General features: G+C 67.7%; 20 protein-coding genes. 14 read left to right on the top strand and 6 right to left on the bottom strand.

Translation table 11 applies throughout. The annotated features are described in order from the left end of the window. Positions 1 to 57: 57 nt before the first annotated feature. Positions 58 to 708, top strand: coding sequence for a TetR family transcriptional regulator C-terminal domain-containing protein (locus tag ACLD0U_RS08195; protein WP_224818129.1), 651 nt, complete (start codon positions 58 to 60; stop codon positions 706 to 708). Between the two features lie 10 nt (positions 709 to 718). On the opposite strand, the gene ACLD0U_RS08190 is transcribed toward ACLD0U_RS08195, so the two are convergent. Together ACLD0U_RS08190 and ACLD0U_RS08185 are read right to left on the bottom strand one after the other, a co-directional pair. Next, positions 719 to 2,119: an MFS transporter gene (locus ACLD0U_RS08190; RefSeq protein WP_410340312.1), complete on the bottom strand. Its 1,401-nt coding sequence runs from the start codon at positions 2,117 to 2,119 to the stop codon at positions 719 to 721. Between the two features lie 48 nt (positions 2,120 to 2,167). After that, complete coding sequence (locus ACLD0U_RS08185; RefSeq protein WP_410340311.1) at positions 2,168 to 4,303, bottom strand: substrate-binding domain-containing protein; 2,136 nt, start codon at positions 4,301 to 4,303, stop codon at positions 2,168 to 2,170. Between the two features lie 232 nt (positions 4,304 to 4,535). Here ACLD0U_RS08185 and ACLD0U_RS08180 point away from each other — a divergent pair, with 232 nt between their 5' ends. The 4 genes from ACLD0U_RS08180 to ACLD0U_RS08165 all read left to right on the top strand — a co-directional run bounded on the left by ACLD0U_RS08180 (position 4,536) and on the right by ACLD0U_RS08165 (position 7,746). Then, positions 4,536 to 4,997, top strand: a complete 462-nt coding sequence (locus tag ACLD0U_RS08180; protein WP_206550979.1) for a DUF3817 domain-containing protein — start codon at positions 4,536 to 4,538, stop codon at positions 4,995 to 4,997. Positions 4,998 to 5,140: 143 nt separating this feature from the next. Continuing rightward, positions 5,141 to 6,040 (top strand): MetQ/NlpA family ABC transporter substrate-binding protein, encoded by a 900-nt coding sequence (locus tag ACLD0U_RS08175; protein WP_206821478.1) that lies wholly within the window; start codon positions 5,141 to 5,143, stop codon positions 6,038 to 6,040. Positions 6,041 to 6,043: 3 nt separating this feature from the next. Then, positions 6,044 to 7,087: a methionine ABC transporter ATP-binding protein gene (locus tag ACLD0U_RS08170; RefSeq protein WP_410340310.1), complete on the top strand. Its 1,044-nt coding sequence runs from the start codon at positions 6,044 to 6,046 to the stop codon at positions 7,085 to 7,087. Further along, the gene (locus ACLD0U_RS08165; RefSeq protein WP_179409708.1) at positions 7,087 to 7,746 is read left to right on the top strand and encodes a methionine ABC transporter permease; all 660 of its coding nucleotides are present in this window, start codon (positions 7,087 to 7,089) and stop codon (positions 7,744 to 7,746) included. The genes ACLD0U_RS08170 and ACLD0U_RS08165 overlap by 1 nt, the downstream gene beginning before the upstream one ends. 42 nt (positions 7,747 to 7,788) lie before the next feature. Here ACLD0U_RS08165 and ACLD0U_RS08160 read toward each other — a convergent pair whose 3' ends face one another. Both ACLD0U_RS08160 and ACLD0U_RS08155 read right to left on the bottom strand, forming a co-directional pair. Continuing rightward, the gene (locus ACLD0U_RS08160; RefSeq protein WP_410340309.1) at positions 7,789 to 8,727 is read right to left on the bottom strand and encodes a DUF1214 domain-containing protein; all 939 of its coding nucleotides are present in this window, start codon (positions 8,725 to 8,727) and stop codon (positions 7,789 to 7,791) included. Positions 8,728 to 8,802: 75 nt separating this feature from the next. Then, positions 8,803 to 10,458, bottom strand: a complete 1,656-nt coding sequence (locus ACLD0U_RS08155) for a DUF389 domain-containing protein (RefSeq protein ID WP_410340308.1) — start codon at positions 10,456 to 10,458, stop codon at positions 8,803 to 8,805. Between the two features lie 234 nt (positions 10,459 to 10,692). Between ACLD0U_RS08155 and dnaK the strand changes: the two genes are divergently transcribed. The 4 genes from dnaK to ACLD0U_RS08135 are packed head-to-tail and all read left to right on the top strand — an operon-like array spanning position 10,693 to position 14,624. After that, positions 10,693 to 12,549, top strand: coding sequence for a molecular chaperone DnaK (gene dnaK / locus ACLD0U_RS08150; RefSeq protein WP_179409711.1), 1,857 nt, complete (start codon positions 10,693 to 10,695; stop codon positions 12,547 to 12,549). A 2-nt stretch (positions 12,550 to 12,551) separates the two neighbouring features. After that, positions 12,552 to 13,187 carry a nucleotide exchange factor GrpE gene (locus ACLD0U_RS08145; protein ID WP_222446720.1) on the top strand — a complete coding sequence of 212 codons (636 nt, stop codon included), beginning with the start codon at positions 12,552 to 12,554 and terminating at the stop codon, positions 13,185 to 13,187. A 7-nt stretch (positions 13,188 to 13,194) separates the two neighbouring features. Continuing rightward, positions 13,195 to 14,169, top strand: coding sequence for a DnaJ C-terminal domain-containing protein (locus ACLD0U_RS08140; protein ID WP_179409713.1), 975 nt, complete (start codon positions 13,195 to 13,197; stop codon positions 14,167 to 14,169). 2 nt (positions 14,170 to 14,171) lie between these two features. Continuing rightward, positions 14,172 to 14,624, top strand: a complete 453-nt coding sequence (locus ACLD0U_RS08135; RefSeq protein ID WP_410340307.1) for a heat shock protein transcriptional repressor HspR — start codon at positions 14,172 to 14,174, stop codon at positions 14,622 to 14,624. A gap of 13 nt (positions 14,625 to 14,637) precedes the next feature. Here ACLD0U_RS08135 and ACLD0U_RS08130 read toward each other — a convergent pair whose 3' ends face one another. Next, complete coding sequence (locus ACLD0U_RS08130) at positions 14,638 to 16,221, bottom strand: cation:proton antiporter (RefSeq protein ID WP_410340306.1); 1,584 nt, start codon at positions 16,219 to 16,221, stop codon at positions 14,638 to 14,640. Positions 16,222 to 16,413: 192 nt separating this feature from the next. After that, positions 16,414 to 17,772, bottom strand: coding sequence for a magnesium transporter (mgtE, locus tag ACLD0U_RS08125; RefSeq protein WP_410340305.1), 1,359 nt, complete (start codon positions 17,770 to 17,772; stop codon positions 16,414 to 16,416). Between the two features lie 272 nt (positions 17,773 to 18,044). Here mgtE and ACLD0U_RS08120 point away from each other — a divergent pair, with 272 nt between their 5' ends. From ACLD0U_RS08120 to ACLD0U_RS08100, 5 genes are all read left to right on the top strand, one after another. Beyond that, positions 18,045 to 18,707: a GntR family transcriptional regulator gene (locus tag ACLD0U_RS08120; protein ID WP_224818122.1), complete on the top strand. Its 663-nt coding sequence runs from the start codon at positions 18,045 to 18,047 to the stop codon at positions 18,705 to 18,707. Between the two features lie 107 nt (positions 18,708 to 18,814). Continuing rightward, complete coding sequence (locus ACLD0U_RS08115) at positions 18,815 to 19,780, top strand: tripartite tricarboxylate transporter substrate binding protein (protein WP_206550990.1); 966 nt, start codon at positions 18,815 to 18,817, stop codon at positions 19,778 to 19,780. Continuing rightward, positions 19,780 to 20,298 (top strand): tripartite tricarboxylate transporter TctB family protein, encoded by a 519-nt coding sequence (locus tag ACLD0U_RS08110; RefSeq protein ID WP_179409719.1) that lies wholly within the window; start codon positions 19,780 to 19,782, stop codon positions 20,296 to 20,298. Before ACLD0U_RS08115 ends, ACLD0U_RS08110 begins: the two co-directional genes overlap by 1 nt. Further along, positions 20,295 to 21,917 (top strand): tripartite tricarboxylate transporter permease, encoded by a 1,623-nt coding sequence (locus ACLD0U_RS08105; protein ID WP_410340304.1) that lies wholly within the window; start codon positions 20,295 to 20,297, stop codon positions 21,915 to 21,917. Before ACLD0U_RS08110 ends, ACLD0U_RS08105 begins: the two co-directional genes overlap by 4 nt. Further along, positions 21,914 to 22,783: a dihydrodipicolinate synthase family protein gene (locus ACLD0U_RS08100; protein WP_410340303.1), complete on the top strand. Its 870-nt coding sequence runs from the start codon at positions 21,914 to 21,916 to the stop codon at positions 22,781 to 22,783. The genes ACLD0U_RS08105 and ACLD0U_RS08100 overlap by 4 nt, the downstream gene beginning before the upstream one ends. The last annotated feature ends 35 nt before the right edge of the window (positions 22,784 to 22,818 follow it).

Raw genomic sequence — 22,818 nt, 5'->3', positions numbered from 1 at the left:
TATCAACACGAACGATCGTACGTAGACTACATGAACGATCGTTCGTAGAATAGGGGGATGCAAGAACTGGTCGTCGACGGGCGCCGCGCGCGAGGCGATGCCTCGCGCCGCGCAGTACTGACCTTCGCCACCGACCTCGCCTCGGTGGGCGGTCTCGACGGCCTCAGCATCGGACAGCTCGCCACCGCCTCGGGGCACAGCAAGAGCAGTATCGCCGGGCTCTTCCAGAACAAGGAGGGTCTGCAGCTCGCGACGGTCGCCGCCGGACGTGAGGTCTTCATCCGCGTCGTCGTCGAACCCGCCCGCGAGCACGAACGCGGTCTCGCCCGACTCGTCGCGCTGATGCATCACCTCATCGAGTACTCGCGCACCCGCGTGTTCACCGGTGGCTGCTTCTTTGCCGCCATCACCGCCGACGTTGATTCCAAGCCCGGCCCGGTGCGCGACGCCGTGCGTCAGGCCATGGCCCTCTGGTACGACTACATCGCCGTTCAGGTGCGTTACGCGGTGGATTCCGGCGAGCTCCGGCTCGACGCCGACGGCATCGAACAGGTGGCGTTCACCCTGCCGGCGCTCTACGAGCAGGCCAATGCGCGCTCACTGCTCTACAACAGCGACGAGCCCTATCGCCTGGCGGCCCGCGGCATGCGCGACCTGCTCACGGCATCCGGCGCCGACCCTGCCGCGCTGGCCCTGCTGCGGCGCTGAGGCCTGAGTCTCAGGCGCGACGCTCGCGCACCGGCAGCAACAGAAGCAGGCCGACCAGCAGCACCAGGACGATGCCGAGAATGCCGAAGGTCGTCGACTGCGTCGTCACGATCAGCAGCGTCCACGCGCCCGATGCCATCCAGCTCGCCGCGCGTCCGGTCGTGGCGTACAGGCCGAAGACCTCGCCCTCACGCCCGGCCGGGGTCAACCTCGCCAGGAACGAGCGGGCCGCGGACTGCGCCGGGCCGACGAACGCGCACAGGATCAGCCCGCCGATCCAGAACACCGTCGTTCCGGCATCCACCAGGAAGAACACCGCCAACCCCGAGATGATCATGGCGCTCAGAGACAGCAGAATGATGCGCTTGGGGCCGAAGCGGTCGTCGAAACGTCCGGCGATGATCGTCGAGACGCCGGCGATCAGGTTGGCGGCGATGCCGAAGATCACCAACTCGGTGAACCCGAAGCCGAACACGACCGCCGCGATCACCGCGCCGAAGGCGAACACGCCGCCCAGCCCGTCGCGGAAGACCGCGCTCGCCAGCAGGAACCAGAACGTCGGTCGCGTCTCGCTGTTGCGGTACAGGCTGACCACGTCTTGTGTGAGCAGCACGTACGACTTGAAGAACCCGGCCTTGCGCTCGGGGCGCCCGAGCGACGGCTCGGGAACGTTCAGGAAGATCGGGATGCTGAAGATGATCGCCCACACCGCGCAGCCCACGGCGATCAGGCGGAACGGCAGGCCGTTGTCGGTCGACATGCCGAACCAGTCGGCGGTGTCGAGCACGACGACGATGACGAGGGCCACGATGCCGCCGAGGTATCCGAAGCCCCAGCCGAGGCCCGAGATGCGCCCGATGTTCTTCGGGTTGGCGATGCCGATCAGCATGGCGTTCGAGTTGACCGCGGCGATCTCGCCGAACACCGATCCCGCCGAGATCAGTGCGACGCCCACCCAGAACATCGACGGCACCGGCGTGACGAACCAGAGGCCGAACATGCACAGGATCAGCGCGCCCGTGCCGATGCCCAGCCACAGCTTCTGGCGGCCCGCGGCATCCGCCTGCTGTCCGAGAACCGGGGCGAGCAGCAGAATCGCCAGGGCGGCGATGGTCGAACCGAGACCCAGCCCCGAGGTCAGCTCGGCGAGAGCGGCCTCTTTGAGAGGGTCATCGTCGGCCAGTCCCTGCAGATCAGTCGGCAGGAATGCGTCGCTGACCAGGTACAGCGCGGTGAAGATGAAGGTGAGGATGACCGTGTTGAACGGCTGCGTCGCCCAGTCCCACAGGGCCCACGAGTAGACCTGCTTCTTGGGGGCGGGGGTGTCGCCACGCAGGTCTAGCCCCATCACCGCCACGGCATCGGTGCTGGCGGTCGCCTCGGGGTGCGGCACCCGGTGGTCATCACTCATGCTCGCAGTCTGGCCGTGACGGGTGAACGAGCGGTGACGACGCGCCGCTCAGAAGCTGGTCACCAGGTCGCCGAGGATCGCGGTGACCTCGGTCGGGTCGGTCGCGTCATAGAACTGTGCGCCCGTCGCCGACGCGATCTGCTGCAACGTGTCGACATCGGCGCTCGAGCCGTAGGCGAGTGTGAACACCTTCACAGCGGCATCACGCGGCAGCCCGGTGAGGTCGTCGAGCATCTCAGCCTCGGTGATGGTGGGCACCAGGGTCTCATCGGCGCCGTCGCTGAGCACGATCACCGCATTGATGTGATCGGCGACGTGCTCATCCGACCGGGCGCGGGTGAACTCCGATACGGCCGAGTGCAGCGGCGTGTACGCATCCGCACGCAGGCTCTTCACCCCTGACAGCAGTGCGTCGCGGTTGCTCGCGATGTCGGCAACCGGCGTCAGCATGCCAGGCGCCACGTCAGCCCCACCCGATGACGAGAAGGCGGCCAGGCCCACCAGGTCGCCGTCGGTGAAGTGTCCGAGCGCGGCCGTGATCGCCGACTTCGCGGCCTCGATCTTGGTCTGCCCGCTCGGGATCGTGTTGTTCATCGATCCCGAGGTATCGATGAGAAACAGCACGGCGGCGCGTTTGCGCACACTGGAGAAGCTGTCATGCAGCGCCGCGACCACCTCGCCGGAGGGAAGGTCGATCGGGTTCGGCACACGTCGCGGCAGCACGCCGATGTCCTTCACCACGGGCGCCAGCCGGCCGTCGAGGTCGCGGTATCCGGCATCCGTGACGATCTTCTGCCCCTCGGCGGTGTGCGCGAATCGGAGGAAGTCTGCGGCGGCCGAACGCTCTTGCTCATCGACCCAGTCGCCGTCGAGCACGACGGCGGTGCTCTCGGCGACGTACACGCCATCGGTCGGGTAGATCGCCACGAGTTCGTCGTGGGGCACGTCGCCCTTGACTCGGGTGATGCCGTCGTGGCTGATCATGCCCCGGTTGTAGTCCCACACCGATTTCTCATCGACGATCACCGCCGACAGGAAGTCCGACGACGCGCCGCTCTCTTCGGCCTGCCGCGCGTGCCACAGGAAGTGCTCGGGGGTCGACAGGTAGTGGCTGGTGGCCAGCTCGTGCATGCGCACCTGATCGAGCACCGCCGTATCGCCGAACTCGGCCGCCGTCGACGCTCCCACGCCGCTGCCCGAGGCGCCGAACGATGCAAGCAGCGCCGCCTCGCCCGAGGTCGCGACCAGCGGGCTGGTCTTGCCCAGCTTGAACGCGCCCCACTCGGGGTGCCCGAGCACCGACCAGAAATCCGGGCGGTTCGCCAGTGAGAACACCTCGGTCCAGGTGGGCGCCTCGTTGTACCAGCCCGTCGCGAAAGCGAGCGGCGCGGGCATGGCGAGGACGATCCCCGTGCTGGCGACCTCGGTGCCCTCGGTCGGCACGACGGTCGCGCCCTCGTCGTTGGCCACGGACAGCCACGTCGCCGAGTCGGGTAGCCAGATCGTCGGCCGCTGATCAGCAGGGACGTCGGCGAAAGAGCCGGCGGCCCGGGTGGCGGCGGCTCCTGACTTGTCCTTCGCGGTGGTGACGGTGACGCACCTGCCGTCGATGTCGCGCGGAGCGGCGTTGTAGCCCTCCGCGAGCTTCTCGACCATCTCGGTGTTCTCGAACGAGGCCAGCACGTGCACGGTCGTGCATGGCGTCGCCCCGGCCGCCGCCGCGGGGGAGTCGAGCGGGAATAACGGCGTCGCCAGCGTCGAGGGGACGTTCTCGTCGGCATCCGACATCGCAGCGGTCGCACCGCCCGGCGCGAGGTTCGCGACGATGGCGGTGCCGACCGCGCCCAGCGCGCCCAGCAGGACGACGATGGTCGCCGTGAGCAGGATCAGCGCCGGGCGGCGGCTGCGTCGCGGGGCCGGGTCGGTGTCGGGTTCGGTATTCGCCGGTGCGGAGGGGGCGGATGCTGACGCCGGCGCCGCGGTCGGTGCGGGTTCGGTCGATGCCGTCGCCCGTGCCGCGCTGGAGGCGCCGGTGAAGGCGGGGAGCGACGCCGTCTTGCGCGTGCGGCGGCTTGAGCGAGAGGGCGCCTCCGAGCCCGCGACCAGCGCGGTTCCGGCGTCGTCGATGCCGGTGTCGACGTGGGTCGAACGGCGGGCGGGAGGTGTGACTTCGGGCTCTGGCATGCGCGTACTCCGTCGGGCGCGGTGCTTGTGGCACGTTGCGATGTGGCCGCGCGTGTCGGGGCACGGCTCAGGGCACGACCAGATTAGTTCATGATCCTTCCTAATTCGACCCCCTTTTTCTCCTCCATCATTCGGATGATCTTCTTTGCTGTAGCCCCGTGGATCCGCACCCGTGGAGCGGATCCATCGACACGGTCGCCTAGCGTGGACGCAGACCCGACGAGGAGACGACTTGTTCACGACACCCGCCCGCCTGTACCGCGTCCTCGCGATCGCTGAAGCGATCACCTGGACCCTGCTGATCAGCGCCCTCATCGCGCGCGCCCTCGGCGTCGACCCGCTGGTCGTCACCGTCGGCGGTGGCATCCACGGATTCGTCTTCCTGTCGTACGGCGCGATGGCCGTGCTCGTCGCCTTCAACCAGCGCTGGCACCCGGGCGTTGCGATCACTGCCATTGCCAGCGCGATCGTGCCGTTCGCGACGATCCCTGCCGAGATCTGGCTGCACCGCACGCACCGGCTCGAAGGGGAGTGGCGGCTCACTCAGACCGACGACCCGCGCGACCACACCTGGTACGACCGCACGATGCGATGGTTCCTGCAGCGCCCGTGGGTGCTCGGCGCACTCATCGCCGTCGCCATCGTCACGCTGTACACCGTGCTGCTGATCGTGGGCCCTCCCGGCGGCAAGTGAGCGCTGCCGGGCGGCACGGGGATCTGCCGGGCGAAGATTAGCGGCGATCGCGCGGCTGTGACGTAATGTGACGAGCCGATTGTCGGGGGTGCCCGCTCCGAACATACGGTTTCTCTCGTCCCCACGAGAGGAAACCGAACACCATGTCCCGCCGCATCACCACCTTCGCCGCCGCCACCGCGGCGGTCGCGCTCATCGCATCCCTTGCCGGCTGTTCCTCGTCTCCCGCCACCAGCGGTGAGAGCGAGAGCGACGTCGTGCGCATCGGCGTCGTCGGCAAGAGCGACCCGCAGTGGCCCGCCTTCGTCGACGCGGCAGCGGCAGAGGGCATCGAGGTCGAACTGGTCGACTTCGCCTCGTACGAGCAGCCCAACCCGGCACTGGCCGAAGGCGAGCTCGACCTGAACCAGTTCCAGCACATCGTCTACCTGGCCGACTACAACGTCGCCTCGGGCCAGGATCTCACGCCGATCGGTTCCACGGGCATCTACCCCCTCGGCCTCTACTCGCAGAAGGTCGACGACGTCGCCGACATCAAGGACGGCGACACCGTGCTCGTTCCCGACGACGTCTCCAACCAGGCCCGCGCCCTGCTCGTGCTGCAGTCGGCCGGACTCATCGAGCTGACCAGCGGCGGCACCATCTTCTCTGACCTCGCCGACATCGACGAGGAGAACTCCAAGGTCGAGGTCGTCGCCCTCGAAGCCGCACTGATCCCGAACTCGCTGCCCGATGCCGCCGCGGCGATCATCAACAACGACTTCGTCACGCAGGCCGGCCTCAGCTTCGAAGACGCCATCGCGCAGGACGACCCCTCGGACGCCAACGCGCTGCCGTACGTCAACATCTTCGCCGCTCGCGCCGATGACAAGGACAACGAGACGTACCTGAAGCTCGTCGAGATCTTCCAGACCGACGAGGCCGTGCAGGCGGGCCTCGCTGAGGCATCCGGCAACACCATCGTTCCGCTCCAGACCCCGGTCGCCGACCTCGAGGCCTCGCTCGCGAAGGTCGAGAAGGACACCGCAGAAGCAAAGGGCTGATTCATGGCCATCGTGACTCTCACCGATGTCACGAAGACGTACCCGGCCGCGGTCAAGGGCGCACAGCCCGTGACCGCGGTCGGTGGCGTGACGCTCGACATCGAACAGGGCGACGTCTTCGGCATCATCGGGTACTCGGGTGCCGGCAAGTCCACCCTCGTGCGACTCATCAATGCGCTTGAACCCGCCACCAGCGGGTCGATCGTCGTCGACGGCGTCGACATCACCACGCTGTCCGAGCGTGAGCTGCGCGACGTGCGCGGCGGCATCGGAATGATCTTTCAGCAGTTCAACCTCTTCGCCTCGAAGACCGTGAAGGCCAACATCGCCTACCCGCTGCGACTCGCCGGGTGGAAGAAGGCCGACATCGACGAGCGCGTCGCCGAACTGCTCGCCTTCGTCGGACTCAGTGACAAGGCCAAGGCCTACCCCGAGCAGCTCTCGGGTGGGCAGAAGCAGCGCGTCGGCATCGCACGCGCGCTCGCCACCCGGCCCGCCATCCTGCTCGCCGACGAGGCCACCAGCGCCCTCGACCCGCAGACCACGCACGAGGTGCTCGCCCTGCTGCGCCGCGTCAACCGTGAGCAGGGCGTCACCATCGTCGTCATCACGCACGAGATGGACGTCATCCAGACCATCGCCACCCAAGTCGCCGTCATGGAGCACGGTCAGGTGATCGAGCAGGGCGACGTGTTCGAGGTCTTCTCCGACCCCCAGAACCCGGCCTCCCAACGCTTCGTCGGAACCGTGATCAAGGGCATCCCGTCGCCCGCCGAGGCCGCCTCGCTGCGCGAGCGGCACGACGGCCGCCTCGTCACCTTCTCGTTCCGCGACGGCGACTCGTCTCAGGCGCAGGTGTTCGTCGACCTCGCCCAGGCCGGGCTGGACTTCGAGCTCGTCTACGGCGGCATCAACGACATCCGCGGCCGTGCGTTCGGTCACCTCACCCTGGCGATCCGAGGGGCGGATGCTGTCATCGACGCCACGCTGACGCGCATCGGCGCGCACGCGACCGTCACCGAGATCGCGCCGGCGGAGGTCGCCTGATGGAACGCCTCAACGAACTGTGGCCCGAGTTCTGGGATGCCGCGCTCGAGACGCTCTACATGACGACGTTCGCGCTCGTGCTCGCCGGCATCCTCGGCACTCTTCTCGGCATCGGACTGTACGTGACCCGACCGGGTGGACTCATGCCCAACCGGGTCGTGAACGCGCTGCTCGAGCTGTTGGTGAACTTCTTCCGCCCCATCCCGTTCGTGATCTTCATCGCCGTGCTGCAGCCGGTCACCCGCGCTGTGGTCGGCATCGGCATCGGTACGACGGCCGGGGCGTTCGCGATCGGCATCGCCGCCGCGTTCGCGATCGGACGCATCGTCGAACAGCACCTCGTCTCGGTCTCGCCCGGCGTCATCGAGGCGGCGCGTTCGATGGGTGCCGGCCCGTGGCGCATCCTGTTCACCGTCGCGATCCCCGAATCGCTCGGACCGCTGATCCTCGGCTACACGTTCGTCGTGGTGGCGCTGATCGACATGACCGCCATGGCCGGAATGGTCGGCGGTGGCGGACTCGGCGCATTCGCGCAGATCTACGGCTTCCGACGGTTCGAGCCGGTCGTGATGTGGGCGGCGATCATCCTCATCGTGCTGTTCGTGCACCTGGTGCAGTTGCTCGGAACCCGCCTGGCGCGCGTGATCATGCGACGGTGAGCGCGGCCAGGCCTGCAGGGGTGGTCAGGCCAGCAGGCGCGGTCAGGTCTGCAGGGTCGGGAAGGTCCAGCTGCCGTCGATGATCTCCGGGCGCGGGCGGTACAGGCGTACGACGTAGTTCCAGCCCTCGGTGATCGGCAGGGCGTTCGGCGTGCCCGGCGGGTAGTCGCCGAAGCGCACCGTGATCGTGCCGTCGGTGTTTCGGATGCCCGTGATGTTGTTGATCGTGTACGCGTCACGGTCGTTGGGCTCGAAGAACCCCGCGGCGTTGTAGACCGAGATCGACCAGAACCCGTCGACCGGCACATCGCCGACGGTCAACTCGTACTGGCCGACCGGAAGCCGCGGGTTGGCGCCGACGTAGACGGCCTCGGACGAGGGCAGACCTCCCCAGCCCGCGGCGGTGCCGATCAGGTGGTGCACCGGGTCGACCTCGTCGCGCGTGCCGAAGGTGCGGTCGAACGATGACAGGTTGCGGGCGAGCGACAGCAGGGCGTCCCGCGTCTCATTGAGCGTGGTGGTGTCGTAGTCGGGCATCTCGAACGGGGTCGCGGACGCCGCCGTCAGTGCGATCTGGTCTTGCAGCGCCGCGACGGCCGCGATGTCGTCGGGGTCTGCCGGGTCGACCAGTATGCGCACGGCGAGCATGACGTGCCGTGATCCGAGCTGCTCGGCGGACAGCTGGTGTTCGCCGGCGTCGTGCAGCACGAGGTTGATGAAATGGTGCTCGTTGACGGCCATCACTGACAGGTACCTGTCGCCGTGGTCGGGGAGCGTGAGCGTGGCCCCGCCGCTGACGTCGACGACCGCGAAGCTGTAGAGCGTGTCGCGGTTCATGCGGATCACGGTCTGCTTGTCGATTGGTGCGGGCGCTCGGTTGTGGCGGAAGGTGTTCACGCCGCCCGAGTCGTTCTGCAGATCGTGCATCATGCGGTGGGTCTCAGCGACCGTGAAGTTGTCGACGTTGACAGGGATGCTCATGCGGATATTGTGCGCGTTTCACGGCGCCCGCGAAAGAGGTGGTGGCGGATCTGCGCCGTCGTACGTGCCTCTCGCTCAGCCGCCCGAGGGTACGACTGTCAGCTCGACGGGGATGACAGTGAGCTCGAGGCCGATCGGGGCCGTGAAGCCGTCTTGCAGCGACTCGTGCAGGTCGGTGGCCTGTGGGGGCTCGCCGGGGCCGCTGATCGTGATGCTGACGGTGTCGCCGGTGACCGAGATGTCTGAGACGACGAAGTCGGTGTCGTCGCCGAGCCAGTCCTCGACCGTGTGCTGTACGTCGCGCTGACGGTTCTGGGACTGCAGGATCCCCTCGGACGTCAGCATGAGGGGCAGCAGAATGATGCCGGCCAGGGCGATGAACGGCACGACGGTCTGCATGATCTGACGCGGGCGGTTGCGCAAGGCGTAGGGGCGGGCGAAGCCGGTGAGCACGAACACCGCCGAGGCGCTCAGAACGATCGCCACGAAGTTCGTCAGGAAGAGCAACGTGGCGCCGCCCGCGTCGGCGTACTGGCCGCCGTTCAGGCTGATGCCCACCACCGCGAGCGGCGGCACGAGGGCGACGGCGATCGCCACACCGGCGATGCCGCTGGCGACGCGTGCGTTGACGGTCGCGAAGGCGCCGGCCGCGCCGGCCGCGATCGCGATCAGCATGTCGACCGTCGTCGGGCTCACGCGCGAGACGATCTGCGAGTTCGTGGCGTGCGAGATGGCGATGGGAGCCCAGGCGCTGATCCCGTAGGCGAGCGCGACGGCGGCCAGAGCACCCGCGACGATGAGGGTTGCCGAGTCGAACGCCCGTCGGCCCCAGCCGTTTACGAGAGCACCGGCGAGGCCGAGGATCGGCGTCATGAGGGGCGCCACGAGCATGGCCCCGATGACGACTGCGGTCGAATCGGCCAGCACGGCGAATGCGGCGATGGCGACCGAGAGCATCAACATGACCCACCATGTGCCCAGCTTGGTGAGGCGCTGCGGACGCTCGAAGTACAGCCCGGCGGCGTACTCGGCGCGCTGCTTGCGGCCAATGTCGGAGCCGTCGATCCAGTCCCAGATCAGCTCGGGCACCGTCGCCCCCGGAGAGACCGCCGTTGTGCCGCGCGCTGCGTGCCGCAGGCTCCAGGCGATCAGCAGCAGACCGACCACGAGCGAGGCTGCGGCCCCTCCGACGATCACGGTCGAGACGATCGATGAGGGGACCAGGTACGCCAGGACTCCGACGATGATGGCGATGGAGCCTCCGGCCAGGCGCGGTAGCGGGTCGCGTTCGCGGCGCTTGAGCAGGGCTCCGATGATCGCAACGACCCCGCGGATGCCGATGAAGATGCCGGCGAAGCCCACCACGAGGGTCAGCGTGAGCGCGTCGCCGGCCGCGTAGATCGCGAGGACCATCGCGGCCGCGAGGGCGAGCGCGGCGAGCCCGCGCAGCGCGGCGAGCCAGCGACTGATGCCCTTGCCGAACCAGCGGCGCCCTGACGCCGCGTACCAGAGGTCGGTCGCGCCGCTGAGAGCGAGCAGGGCGACCACGATGAACGTGACGAGCATGGTGGTCGCGTTGGGCAGCAGCAGCACGACGGTGCCGCCGGCCATCGCGAGGAGTCCGCGGACGCCGGCGGGATTGGACAGCGCGGCGACCATCGCGCGGAACCGCTCCTGCACGCTCGATGCCGGTGGTGGGCTGACCGTGTCTGCCTGATCGTCGAGCGTCACAGCTGCCTCCCCGATGCTCTCTGAGGTCAGCATAGGGTCACGCGCGCGTGCGCGGGAGCTATGTGTGCGGATGCCGGAGACCCGGGTTGCGAAAGGTTGAGTCATCTCATATCAACTTTGAATTGACAGCATCCGACGTTCCGTTTACACTTGAGTCATCACGACTCAGGTTCTCGGCGACCGCCGAAGAGGCCGGGTCGTCCCACAGACTCTCACCCACTAAGGAGAAAACACATGGCACGTGCTGTCGGTATCGACCTCGGAACCACCAACTCCGTCGTCAGCGTCCTCGAAGGCGGCGAGCCCAAGGTCATCGCCAACGCCGAGGGTTTCCGCACCACCCCGTCGGTGGTCGCATTCACCAAGGACGGCGAGGTGCTCGTCGGCGAGACCGCCAAGCGCCAGGCCGTCACCAACGTCGACCGCACCATCTCGTCGGTCAAGCGCCACATGGGCACCGACTGGTCGTTCGACGTGGACGGCAAGAAGTGGACGCCGCAGGAGATCTCGGCACGCATCCTGATGAAGCTCAAGCGCGACGCCGAGTCGTACCTGGGTGACACCGTGACCGATGCGGTCATCACCGTTCCTGCTTACTTCAACGACGCCGAGCGTCAGGCCACCAAGGAGGCCGGCGAGATCTCGGGCCTCAACGTGCTGCGCATCATCAACGAGCCCACCGCCGCCGCTCTGGCGTACGGCCTCGACAAGGGCAAGGAAGACGAGCTCATCCTGGTCTTCGACCTCGGTGGCGGCACCTTCGACGTCTCGCTGCTCGAAGTGGGCAAGGATGACGACTTCTCCACCATCCAGGTGCGCGCCACCGCCGGTGACAACCGCCTCGGCGGCGACGACTGGGACCAGCGCGTCGTCGACTACCTGATCAAGCAGTTCAAGGAGACCACCGGCGTCGACGTCTCGGGTGACAAGATCGCCCTGCAGCGCCTCAAGGAGGCCGCTGAGCAGGCGAAGAAGGAGCTGTCGAGCTCGACCAGCACCTCGATCAACCTGCCGTACCTGTCGCTGACCGAGTCGGGCCCCGTCTCGCTGTCCGAGACGCTCACCCGCGCGAAGTTCGAGGACCTCACCAAGGACCTGCTCGACCGCACCAAGAAGCCCTTCGAAGACGTCATCCGCGAGGCGAACATCAAGGTCGGCGAGATCGACCACATCGTCCTCGTCGGTGGCTCGACCCGTATGCCCGCCGTTGCCGAGCTCGTCAAGCGCGAGACCGGCAAGGAAGCCAACAAGGGTGTCAACCCGGACGAGGTCGTCGCCGTCGGCGCCGCCCTGCAGGCCGGTGTGCTGAAGGGTGAGCGCAAGGACGTTCTGCTCATCGACGTCACCCCGCTGAGCCTCGGCATCGAGACCAAGGGCGGCATGATGACCAAGCTCATCGACCGCAACACCGCCATCCCGACCAAGCGCAGCGAGACCTTCACCACGGCTGACGACAACCAGCCCTCGGTGGCGATCCAGGTCTTCCAGGGCGAGCGCGAGTTCACCCGCGACAACAAGCCGCTGGGCACGTTCGAGCTCACCGGTATCGCTCCGGCTCCCCGTGGCATCCCGCAGGTCGAGGTGACCTTCGACATCGACGCCAACGGCATCGTGCACGTGTCCGCCAAGGACAAGGGCACCGGCAAGGAGCAGTCGATGACCATCACCGGCGGCTCGTCGCTGTCGAAGGAAGACATCGACCGCATGGTGCGCGAGGCTGAAGAGAACGCTGCCGAAGACAAGAAGCGCCGCGAGGCCGCCGAGGTCCGCAACCAGGCCGAGACCCTCGCCTACTCGATCGAGAAGCTGATCGCCGAGAACAGCGACAAGCTGCCCGAGGACGTCAAGACCGAGGTGCAGGCCGACGTCGACGCTCTCAAGACGGCGCTTGCAGGTGAGGACGACGACGCGGTCAAGACCGCATTCGACAAGCTCAACGAGTCGCAGGGCAAGCTCGGCGAGGCGATCTACGCCTCGCAGCAGGCCGACGCATCCGCTGAGGGCGCCGCTGAGGAGCCCACCGCAGAGGCCGCCTCTGACGAGGATGTCGTCGACGCCGAGGTCATCGACGACGAGGACGAGAAGAAGTAACCATGACAGACAAGAACTTCGACGAAGTTCCCGAGAACGAGGGGTCGGATGCTGCGGCATCCGGCCCCGCGCCGGATTCGGGAATCCCCGAGAACGCCGACGCGGCCGAGGCCGCAGCGGCGGAGGGTTCGGACGACGACCTCACGGTCGACGACATCCTGAACGCCATGCAGACCGACGAGGCGACGCTGCACGACGCCGACGGCGCCGGAATCGCGGATGCTGAGCACGCGCTGCTCAACGACCTCAAGCGTCTGCAGGCCGAGTACGCCAACTACCGTCGGCGCACCGAGGAGCAGCGGCACATCGAGATCGCCCGCGCCAAGGGCGAGGCCGCCAAGGGCCTGCTGCCCGTGCTCGACGACCTCGACCGTGCCCAGCAGCACGGCGACCTCGCCGAGGGCACTGCCTTCGCCGTGATCGCCGAGAAGGTGCGCGCGGTCGTCGAGCGTCTCGGCGTGGTCGCTTACGGTGCCGCGGGCGAAGAGTTCGACCCGCAGCATCACGAGGCGATCTTCCAGCAGCCCACCCCTGGCGCCACCACTTCGACGATCCTCGAGGTCGCCGAACTCGGCTACCGCCTGGGTGATGTCGAGCTGCGCCCGGCCAAGGTCGTCGTCGCCGTACCAGCGGAGTAGGTGACAGGTGGCCAGCCAGGATTGGTTCGACAAGGACTTCTACAAGACACTGGGCGTCAGCAAGGACGTCTCGGATGCCGATCTCAAGAAGACCTATCGCAAGCTCGCCCGCAAGTACCACCCCGACTCCAATCAGGGTGATGCCAAGGCCGAGGCGCGGTTCAAAGAGATCAGCGAGGCCTACGCCGTGCTCAGCGACGCCGAACAGCGTCGCGAGTACGACGAGATCCGTGCGATGGGTTCGGGAGCGCGCTTCACGGCGCCCGGACCCGGTGCATCCGGCGGTTTCGAAGACGTCTTCAGTCGTTTCGGACAGGGTGGCCAGCAGGCCGACTTCGACGACATCTTCTCGATGTTTTCGCAGGGCGGCGGATCGTTCGGCTCGGGCCGGTTCGGTCAGCCGACCGGCGGGTTCCGCGGATTCGGCGGCCCCCAGAAGGGTGCCGACGTCACCGCGCGCACGACGCTCGACTTCGTCACCGCGGCCAAGGGTGAGACCATCACCCTGCAGGCCGAGGACGGCAAGCCGTTCAAGGTGAAGGTGCCGGCCGGGGTCGCAGACGGGCAGAAGATCCGTCTGCGCGGCCGCGGCCGGCCCTCGCCGGACGGCGGCGAGAACGGCGACATCGTCGTGCAGGTGAAGGTCAGGCCGCACCCGGTCTTCACCCGCGACGGACTCAACCTGCGCCTTACGGTGCCGGTGACATTCACCGAGGCGACGCTCGGCGCCACCATCGAGGTGCCAACGCTCGGCGGCGAGACGGTCAAGCTGCGGGTCGCCCCCGGCACGCCCTCCGGGCGCGTGCTGCGGGTCAAGGGCCGTGGCATCGTCTCGTCGAAGGGCACCGGAGACCTGCTCGCCGAGCTTCAGGTCGCCGTGCCCAGTCACCTCGATGACGCCGCCCGTGAGGCTCTTCAGCGCTTCCACGACCTGGAGCCGAAGGAGAACCCGCGCGCCGACCTGATGGCGAAGGCGAAGTAGCGATGGACGCCGACGCCCCCGTCTTCGCGATCGCGGTCGCCGCGGAGCTGGCCGGAATGCACCCCCAGACGCTGCGGCAGTACGACCGCATCGGCCTGGTGGTGCCCGGCCGCACCCGCGGCGGCTCGCGCCGCTACTCGATGCGCAACATCGAGCAGCTGCGTGAGGTCGCCCAGCTGTCGAGCGAGGGGATGAGCCTGCCGGCCATCGCCCGCCTGCTCGATCTGGAGGACGAGGTGCGGATGCTACGGCGTCGCGTCGTCGAATTGGAGGGCGCGCTGCGCGCCGAGCGCGAGAACCGGCCCGGTGTGCGCGTGTTCGCCGCCGGCGCCACCGGGTCGATCGTTCCGGTCGGCTCCGGCCGCCGGATCCGTCGTTCGACAGAGGTCGTGCTGTGGCATCCGCGTTCCCGCCGCGACGACGACGACCCCGACTCCGAGCCCTCTGGGGCCTGACTCGCGCCGCGCGTCAGGCGTCGTCGAGGGGAAGTTCGAGGGTCGCGTCTGCGAGTGCGGCGCCCGCGCCGCCGTAGACGTTCACCACCGCGCCCACGCCCTCGCCCGCCAGATGCGCGAGCTGATCCGGATGCTGCGCGACGGCCGACACACGGCCGTCGAAGCCCGCGGCACGCAACTGCTCCAGGGCGAACAGGTTCGAGTCGTGGATCGGCATCGCCAGCACGACGGTCCGGACGAAACCGCCCGCCACGATGCGGTTCCAAAACTCGTGGTCGGTCGCATCACCCTCGACGACCTTGTACCCGTCCTCCAGCAGCCGTTGCACCACGAGGTGGTCGTTGTCGACGCCCAGTGGCCGCAACTCGCCCTCTTCGGCGAGGCGCGTGTACGCCGCCCGGCCGACCCTGCCCATGCCCAGCACGACAGCATCCGCATCGCTGGTGTCGATCGGGCGATCCGCCACGCGCAAGCGGAGCGGATCCTGCTCGGGCAACCACGCGCTGAGCCGATCGGTCAGATTGAGGCTGCGTGTGTTCACCAGCGACGAGATGACCATGCTCAGCGGCACGGCCACTGCGACGATCGTCAGCCACTTCTCCGAGACGAGGGCAGTCGAGACTCCGACCGCCGTGACGATGATCGAGAACTCCGAGAAGTTGCTCAGCACCAGGCTCGTGCGGATCGTGGTGCGATTGCGCAGGCCGAACATCCTGCCCAACAGCACGAACCCGATGAACGTGATCGGCAGCAGCACCACGCACAGCAGCGCCGCGATGCCCAGATCGAGCCAGGTCGGGCTCGCGCTCAGGCCGATCATCACGAAGAACCCGACCAAGAAGAGCTCCTTGACGCTGAACAGCGACTTCGAGAGCTCGATCGCGCGCGGATGCGTCGAGAACAGCAAACCGGCGACGAGCGCACCGAGATCACCCTTCAGGCCGACCGAGCTGAACGCGAAGTAGCCGGGGCCGAGTGCCATGACCACACCGAACAGCACCAGTAGCTCGCCGTGACCGAGGCGATCGAGAACCCGGCGCAGAACCCACGACAGCGGAACGAGCAGAACGAGCAGCAGCGCCCAGGGACTCGGCGGGGTATCGGAGTTGGCGGTCAGAAAGCCCACGGCGATGATGTCTTGCATGACGAGGATGGCGATGGCCGTCTGCCCGTAGAACGAGCCGTCGTCGGAGCGCTCTTCAAGAACCTTCACGCACAGCACGGTCGACGAGAACGACAGGGCGAAACCGACGACCGCGGCTTCGCGCCATCCGCCGTCGAGTGAGCTCAGCGCGATGGTTGAGATCAGCCCGACCGTGCCCATGCTGATGACGGTGAGCACCGCGAGGTGGATGGTCGCCGTGCCGTAGGCCTCATGGCGCAGCAGCGAACGCAGGTCGAACTTGAGGCCGATCGTGAACAGCAGGAGCACGACGCCGAGGTCGGCCATCTGCTCCAGTCCGGGGAAGGGCTGCATGCCGAAGGCGCCCAGCAGAAAGCCCGCGCCGAGGAATCCCACCAGCGGCGGGATGCGCAGTGCGTACGCCAGGGTGCCCAGCGCCGCCGCCGTCAGCGTCGTCAGGACGATCTGCTCCATGCTGGCTCCTTCGCTCGGTGCACGCTGGCGATCGCCGCTTCGATCTGTACCGAGAATATCGCCCCGCCCTTCCGCGCGTCCGCCCGTCCGCGCATCCCTCTATCCGTCACAGACCGGCCCTATTGCGGGGCGATAGCGCGGGTTCGTGACGAATAGACGGGTGCGCGACGGGAGCGCGGGGAGGGGTGTGGGTCAGAGACCCAGCACGGCCTTCGCGATCAGGAAGTAGATGATCAGGCCGGTCGCGTCGACGAACGTCGTGATGAACGGGTTCGAGAACACCGCCGGGTCGACCTTGATCGCGCGTGCGACCAGCGGCATGATCCCGCCGATGGATGCCGCAACCGTGCAGATCGCGATGAGCGTCAGCCCGATCACGAGACCGACATGCCAGTCATACGCGAGCCCCGCCAGAGCGAACCCCAACAGTCCCAGCAACAGGCCGAGGCTGAAACCGACGCAGATCTCGCGCATGAGCACTTTGCCCACATCGCGCGGGGTGATCTCGCCCAGCGCCAGTGAGCGGGTCACGGTGGTCGCCGCCTGGTTTCCGGTATTGCCGCCCGTGCCGATCAGCAGCGGCACGAACAGTGCGAGCACGGTCATCTGCGCCAGCGTCGCCTCGAACGCGTCGAGCACCTGCACCGTCAGCGTGGCGCCGACCGCGAGCACCAGCAGCCACACCACGCGCGAGCGCACGAGCCGTCGGACGGGTGTCGACAGGTATGAGCGCCGCAGAGGTTCGACGCCGCCCTGGCGGGCAGCATCCTCACTCTCCTCCTGCTTGAGGATGCGCGCCGCGTCGTCGATCGTCAGCACGCCCACCAGACGCTGCTCGCTGTCCACGATCGGCAGCGCCAACAACCCGAGGTCCGTCGCGCGGCGCGCGGCGGCCTCGGCGTGCTCATCGGCACTCGCGACGTGCGCGTCGACCATGAGGTCGGCGATCCGGGCATCCGACGCCGCCGCGAGCAGATCGCGCAGGCTCACCACGCCGACCACGCGGCGCCCCGCGTCGGTCACCGGCAGCGTGTAGATCGTCTCGGCGTGATCGAGCGCACCGCGCACTCTCTGCATCGTCTCGCCGACGGTCAGCTGCGGGTGGGTGACGACCACCTCGGGGCTCATGCGGCGCCCGATCGCGTTGTCTGGGTAGCCCAGGACGGATGCCGTCAACTCTCGCTCATGCGGTGGCAGTCCGCGCAGCAGCTGGGGTGCGACGGACGCCGGCAGCTCATCGAGCAGCCAGACGCGGTCGTCGGGATCCATCTCGGCGAACAGGGTGGCGACCTCGGCGTGGCGCATCGCCTGCACCAGATCGCCCTGGGTGCCGGGGGAGAGCGCCTCGAACACGTCGAGCGCGCGGCCCTTCGCGAGAAGTCGGTACACGATCGCGGCGTTCTCGACGGACAGCCGATCGAGGAGCTCGACGATCTCGGGGACCGGCATCGGAGTGAGTGCGGCGGATGCTTGTGCGAGATCACCGCGGTCGATGGACTGCTCGATCGCGTCGGCGATCTCGGAGATGTGCTGCAGCTGCTTCGGAGTCATGATGTGCCTTTGCGGAGGGCACCGGGATCGGCAGACGCGCAGCGACGAAGCGCCGCTCAGCCGGGCGGTGCGAAAGCGAGAAGGGGAGAGTGTCTGTGACTCGGACTGTCACCGGACATGATGAACCACCTCGCTTTCCGTACTCGGGGCTTGTGCGTTGCGCGTTCCAGGAACCGCTGCGCCTCTCAGCCTACTTGTGGTGATCATGGGTGCCACCTGTGGTTGTAGCCTGTCAACAGTTGACAGGATTCCGGTGAACAAGAGGAGAACGCGTGACCGACACAGTCAAGCGCGGTGAGTCGTTGGGGTCGCAGGTCGCCAACGTGCTGCGCCAGCGAATCGTGCGCGGTGACCTCGCTCCGGGCGAGCGCATCACTGAAGAAGCGCTCGCTGAGGAGTTCGACGTCAGCCGCGGACCGATCCGCGACGCGCTGACGCAGCTGAGCTTTGAGAAGCTGGTGCGCATCCAGCGGCCCCGTGGAGTGTTCGTCGTCGGGCTCACCCGGGATGATGTCGATCAGCTCTACAGCCTGCGCGCGGCGCTCGAGCAGCTCGCGCTATCGAGGGCGATCCGCGTCGAGGACGACGCGCGCTGGCAGACGATGGCGCGCGCGGTGCGCCGCATGACTGAAGCTGCCGAGGTCTCGGATCACACCGCTTTCGCGGCGGCCGACCTCGACTTCCACTCGCAGATCTACGCACTCGCCGACCACCCGCGTCTCGAGGGCGCGTGGCGCCAGTACCTGCCGACATTCTCGGCACTGCTCGATGTGACGATCAATCACGATTCGGATCTGCACGACTCCGCCGTCGATCACGTCGCGCTGTTCGACGTCATGCGCAGTGGCGATGCGGCGAAGGCCGCCGACGTGCTGACGGCGCACCTCGACGGGGCGAGGGATCGGATGCTGAGTGAGATCGCCATGTCCGAATGACGTGTCGCGGCATACGCGCTCGGCTTGGTCGTTGACTGTTAACAGTCAACACTGATACGGTCGGGGAGGCCGACAACCGGGTCGGTCCCCGCACCCGAGGAGCAAAGATGCCCCGCATCCGTATGACCCGCGCGACGGTCGCCATCGCAACCGCCGCCGCAGCCGCGCTCGTCCTGGCCGGCTGCAGCCCCGTGGAAGAGGGCGGCGACGCGTCGTCCTTCCCCGACAAGGACATCCGTCTGATCATCCAGGCCAACCCCGGCGGCGGTTCCGACCTGTCGTCCCGCGCACTGGCATCCGAGCTCGAGAACATCCTCGATGTCAGCGTGATCCCCGAGAACATGCCCGGCGCCGCGGGTGCGCTGGCCATGGAGTTCGTCGGCGCTCAGGAAGCCGACGGGTACGTGATCGGCTTCGCCCCCGTCGAGATCGCCATGCTCAACACCACTCAGGGCGCCGACGTCCTGCCAGAGAACTACGACCTGCTGGGGCAGATCATGCTCGCACCCGGTGTCGTCACCGTCGGCGCCGACAGTGGAATCGAGTCGCTTGACGACCTGGTCGCCCAGGCTGAAGCGGGTGCCGTGACGGTCGCCAACTCCGGGGCCGGGTCGATCTGGGAGGCCGCGACGCTCGGCCTCGCCGACGCCACCGGTGCCGAGTTCACGCCGGTCGCCTACGACGGTGGCGCCACCGCCGTCGGCGCGGCGGCATCCGGCGAGACCGTCGCGGCCGTCTCCGGGCTGGGCGAGGCACTCGCCCAGGGTGAGGCCGTCCGCATCCTGGCTGTCATGCACGACGAGCGCCACCCCGATGCGGCCGACGTGCCGACGGTCGAAGAGGCGATCGGCGAGGCCGTGGAGTTCGGCGGATGGGGCGGGATCTACGCCCCCAAGGGTCTGCCTGACGACGTGAAGGCGACGCTCGAGTCGGCGGTGCAGCAAGCTGTGGAGTCGGACTCGTACCAGGCCTTCCAGAAGGATGCCGGAAACCTGGTCGTGTACCGCGACTCGGCCGAGTGGACCACCTTCGTCGGCGAGCAGTTCGACCTGTTCCAGGAACTGCTCGGCTGATGACCGACGTCGTCGACACCGACCTTCGGGGAGCGGCACCCTCCCGCTCCCTGGAGGTCGTGTTCGCCGCGGTCGCCCTCGCGGTCGCGGCGGGGTACCTGCTGCTGGCGACGCAGATCCCGCTGCGGCGCGAAGCCGCTCCAGGGCAGATCGACGCCCGCTTCTGGCCGACGGTGATCGGCGTCGCCGCCGTCGCGACCGCGATCGTGCTCCTCGTCGTCGCCCTCACTCGCCCCGCACCGACCCGCGATGACGTTGAACGCATCCAGCCGGGTGGTGTGCTGCGCGTCGTGTTCACCATCGCCATCGTGGGGGCGTTCATCGCCGTCTGGTCCCTTGGATCGGTGGTGCTGTTCGGCTATCGCATCGAGGTGTTCCCGATCGCCGCCGGACTGCTCATGGCCGGGCTCATGCTGCTGTACGGGCACCGACGCTGGCTGAGCCTCGTCATCTACTCCGCCGCCGTGACAGCATTCGTCTACGTCGTCTTCGGCATGCTTCTGAGGATCCCCCTATGACTCCCATCATCGACGGGGTGCACTCGCTTCTCGACATCTCGATCGTCCTCTACATGGGCGTCGGGCTCGTGCTCGGATTCATGGTCGGTGCCTTCCCCGGGATCACCGCCACAATGGCCGTCGCACTGGCGGCCGGATTCACGATGACGCTCGAGCCAGTCCAGGGACTGGCCGTGCTGCTCACGATCTACGTCACCGCGAACTTCGGTGATCGAGTGCCGTCCATCCTCATCAACACCCCCGGCACACCGGCATCCATCGCCACCACACTCGACGGATACCCGATGGCCAAGCAGGGGCGTGCGGGGCTCGCCCTGACCATCTCGGCAATCGCCTCGGCGATCGGCATCCTGGCATCCCTCGTGCTCTTCGCGATCGCTGCCGTGCCGATCGCGAACTTCGCCCGCGACTACTTCCGTTCTCCGGAGCTGTTCGCGCTGGTCGTCTTCGGCATCGCCATCATGATCGGCATCTCGTCCAAATCGATGCTCAAGGGCATCCTCGCGGGCCTGTTCGGACTCATGCTCGGCACGGTGGGCACCTACTCGGCGACAGCCGACCAGCGCTTCACCTTCGGGCTTCTCGAACTCGTCGAGGGCGTGAACTTCATCGCCGTGATCATCGGCCTGTTCGGCATCGCGGAACTCTTCGATCAGCTGCTCACTCACCGCAAGAACCACACGCGACCGATCTCCAGCCTGGGTCGCTGGTGGCCCAACCGGCGCGAACTGAAGCAGAGCGGGAGAGCGACCGCGGTCGGCGGTGCTGTCGGACTCGGCGTGGGCCTGATCCCCGCCGCCGGCGGCGACATCGCCGGCCTCATCGGGTGGGAACGCGCGCGCAAGGTGTCGAAGACCCCCGACGCCTTCGGCAAGGGCTCGATCGAGGGAGTCGCGGCATCCGACACGGCCTCCAGCGCGACGCTGGGCGGCTCGCTCACCACGACCATGGCGCTCGGCATCCCCGGCGACTCGGTGATGGCCGTGATGATCGGATCGATGATCATCTGGGGAATCACCCCAGGGCCGAATCTGTTCTCGGACCGCCCCGACCTGGTCGTCTCGATCGTCGGCATCATGCTCGTGGCCACCCTGCTGGCGCTCGGACTGAGCCTCGTGCGAATGAAAGGCATGGTCAAGCTGCTCGATGTGCCGCAGCCGTATCTGTGGAGCGGCATCCTCATCTTCTGCATCATCGGCACTTACGCCACCTCGAACAGCCTCTCGACGGTCATCACCATGCTCGTCTTCGGTGTGCTGGGTGTGCTGCTCAAGCGCATGCAGGTACCCGCCGGGCCGATCGTGCTCGGGTTGTTGCTCGGACCACTCGCCGAAGAGAACCTCGCGCGCACGCTCGCGATTCTGCCGACGCGGCCGTTCTTCGAGGTCGTCAGCCCGATCGCGATCGCCCTGCTGCTGCTGGCCGTGCTCTCGATCGTGATGCCGGCGATCCGTTCGGCCCGCAAACCGCGCGCTGAACGGGCATCCTTCGCCGAGTCGGTGCTCGACACCGAGAGCCTTGAGCAGATCGCGCACGCCCACGACGAGCTCGCGGCCGATCCTGACCTGCTCACGTCGACCGTGCGCACTGAAAAGAAGAACCCCAAGGAGAAGAAGTGACCCGCTATGACATCCTCACCGCGATCCCGACCGCCTTCGGGCGTGATGGAGCGCTCGATCTCGAGGGGTCGCGTGCGATCTTCCGATACGTCGCCGCGTCGGGCAACGAGGGGGCGTTCGTGCTCGGCACGACCGGGGAGTTCCCCGCGGTCGACGTCGAGGAGTTCTCGGATCTCGTCGCAGCGGCGCTCGACGAACTCGCCGACCGGATGCGGGTGATCGTGCACGTCGGTCGTCCCAGTGCCTTCGAGGCGGTGCGGCTCACGCGGATCGCTCGCGATCTGGGTGCTCGTGAGTTCGCAGCGCTGACGCCCTACTACCTGCGGTCGTCGGATGATGCGGTGTACGAGTACTTCCGTGCGGTGTCGGATGCTGTCGGCGACGGCCGCCTGTACGTGTACGTCTACCCGGCGCGCAGCGGCAATCCCGTCACGCCGCAGTTGCTCGTGCGGCTGGCGCAACTGCCCAACGTCGTCGGCGCGAAGGTCAGCGAGCTCTCCCTGGAGGATCTGGCTGCGTACCGGGCGGTCGTACCCGCCGACTTCGAGCTCTACACGGGCGCCGACCGGGATCTGATCGCGGCCGTCGAGGTGGGGGCACAGGGCGTCGTCTCGGGGGTCTCATCCGTGACGCCGAAGCCGTTCCGGGCGCTCGCCGAGGCCGGTCGATCCGGTGATGCGGCCGCGGTCGCCGTCGCTCAGGTCGCCGTCGACGAGGTGGTCTCGGTCGTCGGAGGCGACATGGCGCGCATGAAGGAGGCGTACCGTGTGCTCGGCGTCACCGATGCGTACTGTCGGATGGCACTCGACGAGCCCGATGCCGCTGCGCGCGCGGCGGTTGCCGCGGTCGTGGCGACGCACGGCTAGACGGGAGTGGCGGAAGGAGGCGCGGCGCTAGAGTG

Source organism: Microbacterium sp. 2216-1 (assembly GCF_046507855.1).
Classification (GTDB): domain Bacteria; phylum Actinomycetota; class Actinomycetes; order Actinomycetales; family Microbacteriaceae; genus Microbacterium; species Microbacterium esteraromaticum_C.
The sequence above is the reverse complement of the archived record's forward strand: the minus strand, read 5'-3'. Positions and strand labels throughout refer to the sequence as shown.

What these genes read in the sequence shown, in the direction of transcription:
- ACLD0U_RS08195 (WP_224818129.1), top strand. Translation starts at nt 58, where the DNA reads ATGCAAGAACTGGTCGTCGACGGGCGCCGCGCGCGAGGCGATGCCTCG.
- ACLD0U_RS08190 (WP_410340312.1), bottom strand. Translation starts at nt 2,119, where the DNA reads ATGAGTGATGACCACCGGGTGCCGCACCCCGAGGCGACCGCCAGCACC.
- ACLD0U_RS08185 (WP_410340311.1), bottom strand. Translation starts at nt 4,303, where the DNA reads ATGCCAGAGCCCGAAGTCACACCTCCCGCCCGCCGTTCGACCCACGTC.
- ACLD0U_RS08175 (WP_206821478.1), top strand. Translation starts at nt 5,141, where the DNA reads ATGTCCCGCCGCATCACCACCTTCGCCGCCGCCACCGCGGCGGTCGCG.
- ACLD0U_RS08170 (WP_410340310.1), top strand. Translation starts at nt 6,044, where the DNA reads ATGGCCATCGTGACTCTCACCGATGTCACGAAGACGTACCCGGCCGCG.
- ACLD0U_RS08165 (WP_179409708.1), top strand. Translation starts at nt 7,087, where the DNA reads ATGGAACGCCTCAACGAACTGTGGCCCGAGTTCTGGGATGCCGCGCTC.
- ACLD0U_RS08160 (WP_410340309.1), bottom strand. Translation starts at nt 8,727, where the DNA reads ATGAGCATCCCTGTCAACGTCGACAACTTCACGGTCGCTGAGACCCAC.
- dnaK (WP_179409711.1), top strand. Translation starts at nt 10,693, where the DNA reads ATGGCACGTGCTGTCGGTATCGACCTCGGAACCACCAACTCCGTCGTC.
- ACLD0U_RS08145 (WP_222446720.1), top strand. Translation starts at nt 12,552, where the DNA reads ATGACAGACAAGAACTTCGACGAAGTTCCCGAGAACGAGGGGTCGGAT.
- ACLD0U_RS08135 (WP_410340307.1), top strand. Translation starts at nt 14,172, where the DNA reads ATGGACGCCGACGCCCCCGTCTTCGCGATCGCGGTCGCCGCGGAGCTG.
- ACLD0U_RS08130 (WP_410340306.1), bottom strand. Translation starts at nt 16,221, where the DNA reads ATGGAGCAGATCGTCCTGACGACGCTGACGGCGGCGGCGCTGGGCACC.
- mgtE (WP_410340305.1), bottom strand. Translation starts at nt 17,772, where the DNA reads ATGACTCCGAAGCAGCTGCAGCACATCTCCGAGATCGCCGACGCGATC.
- ACLD0U_RS08115 (WP_206550990.1), top strand. Translation starts at nt 18,815, where the DNA reads ATGCCCCGCATCCGTATGACCCGCGCGACGGTCGCCATCGCAACCGCC.
- ACLD0U_RS08110 (WP_179409719.1), top strand. Translation starts at nt 19,780, where the DNA reads ATGACCGACGTCGTCGACACCGACCTTCGGGGAGCGGCACCCTCCCGC.
- ACLD0U_RS08105 (WP_410340304.1), top strand. Translation starts at nt 20,295, where the DNA reads ATGACTCCCATCATCGACGGGGTGCACTCGCTTCTCGACATCTCGATC.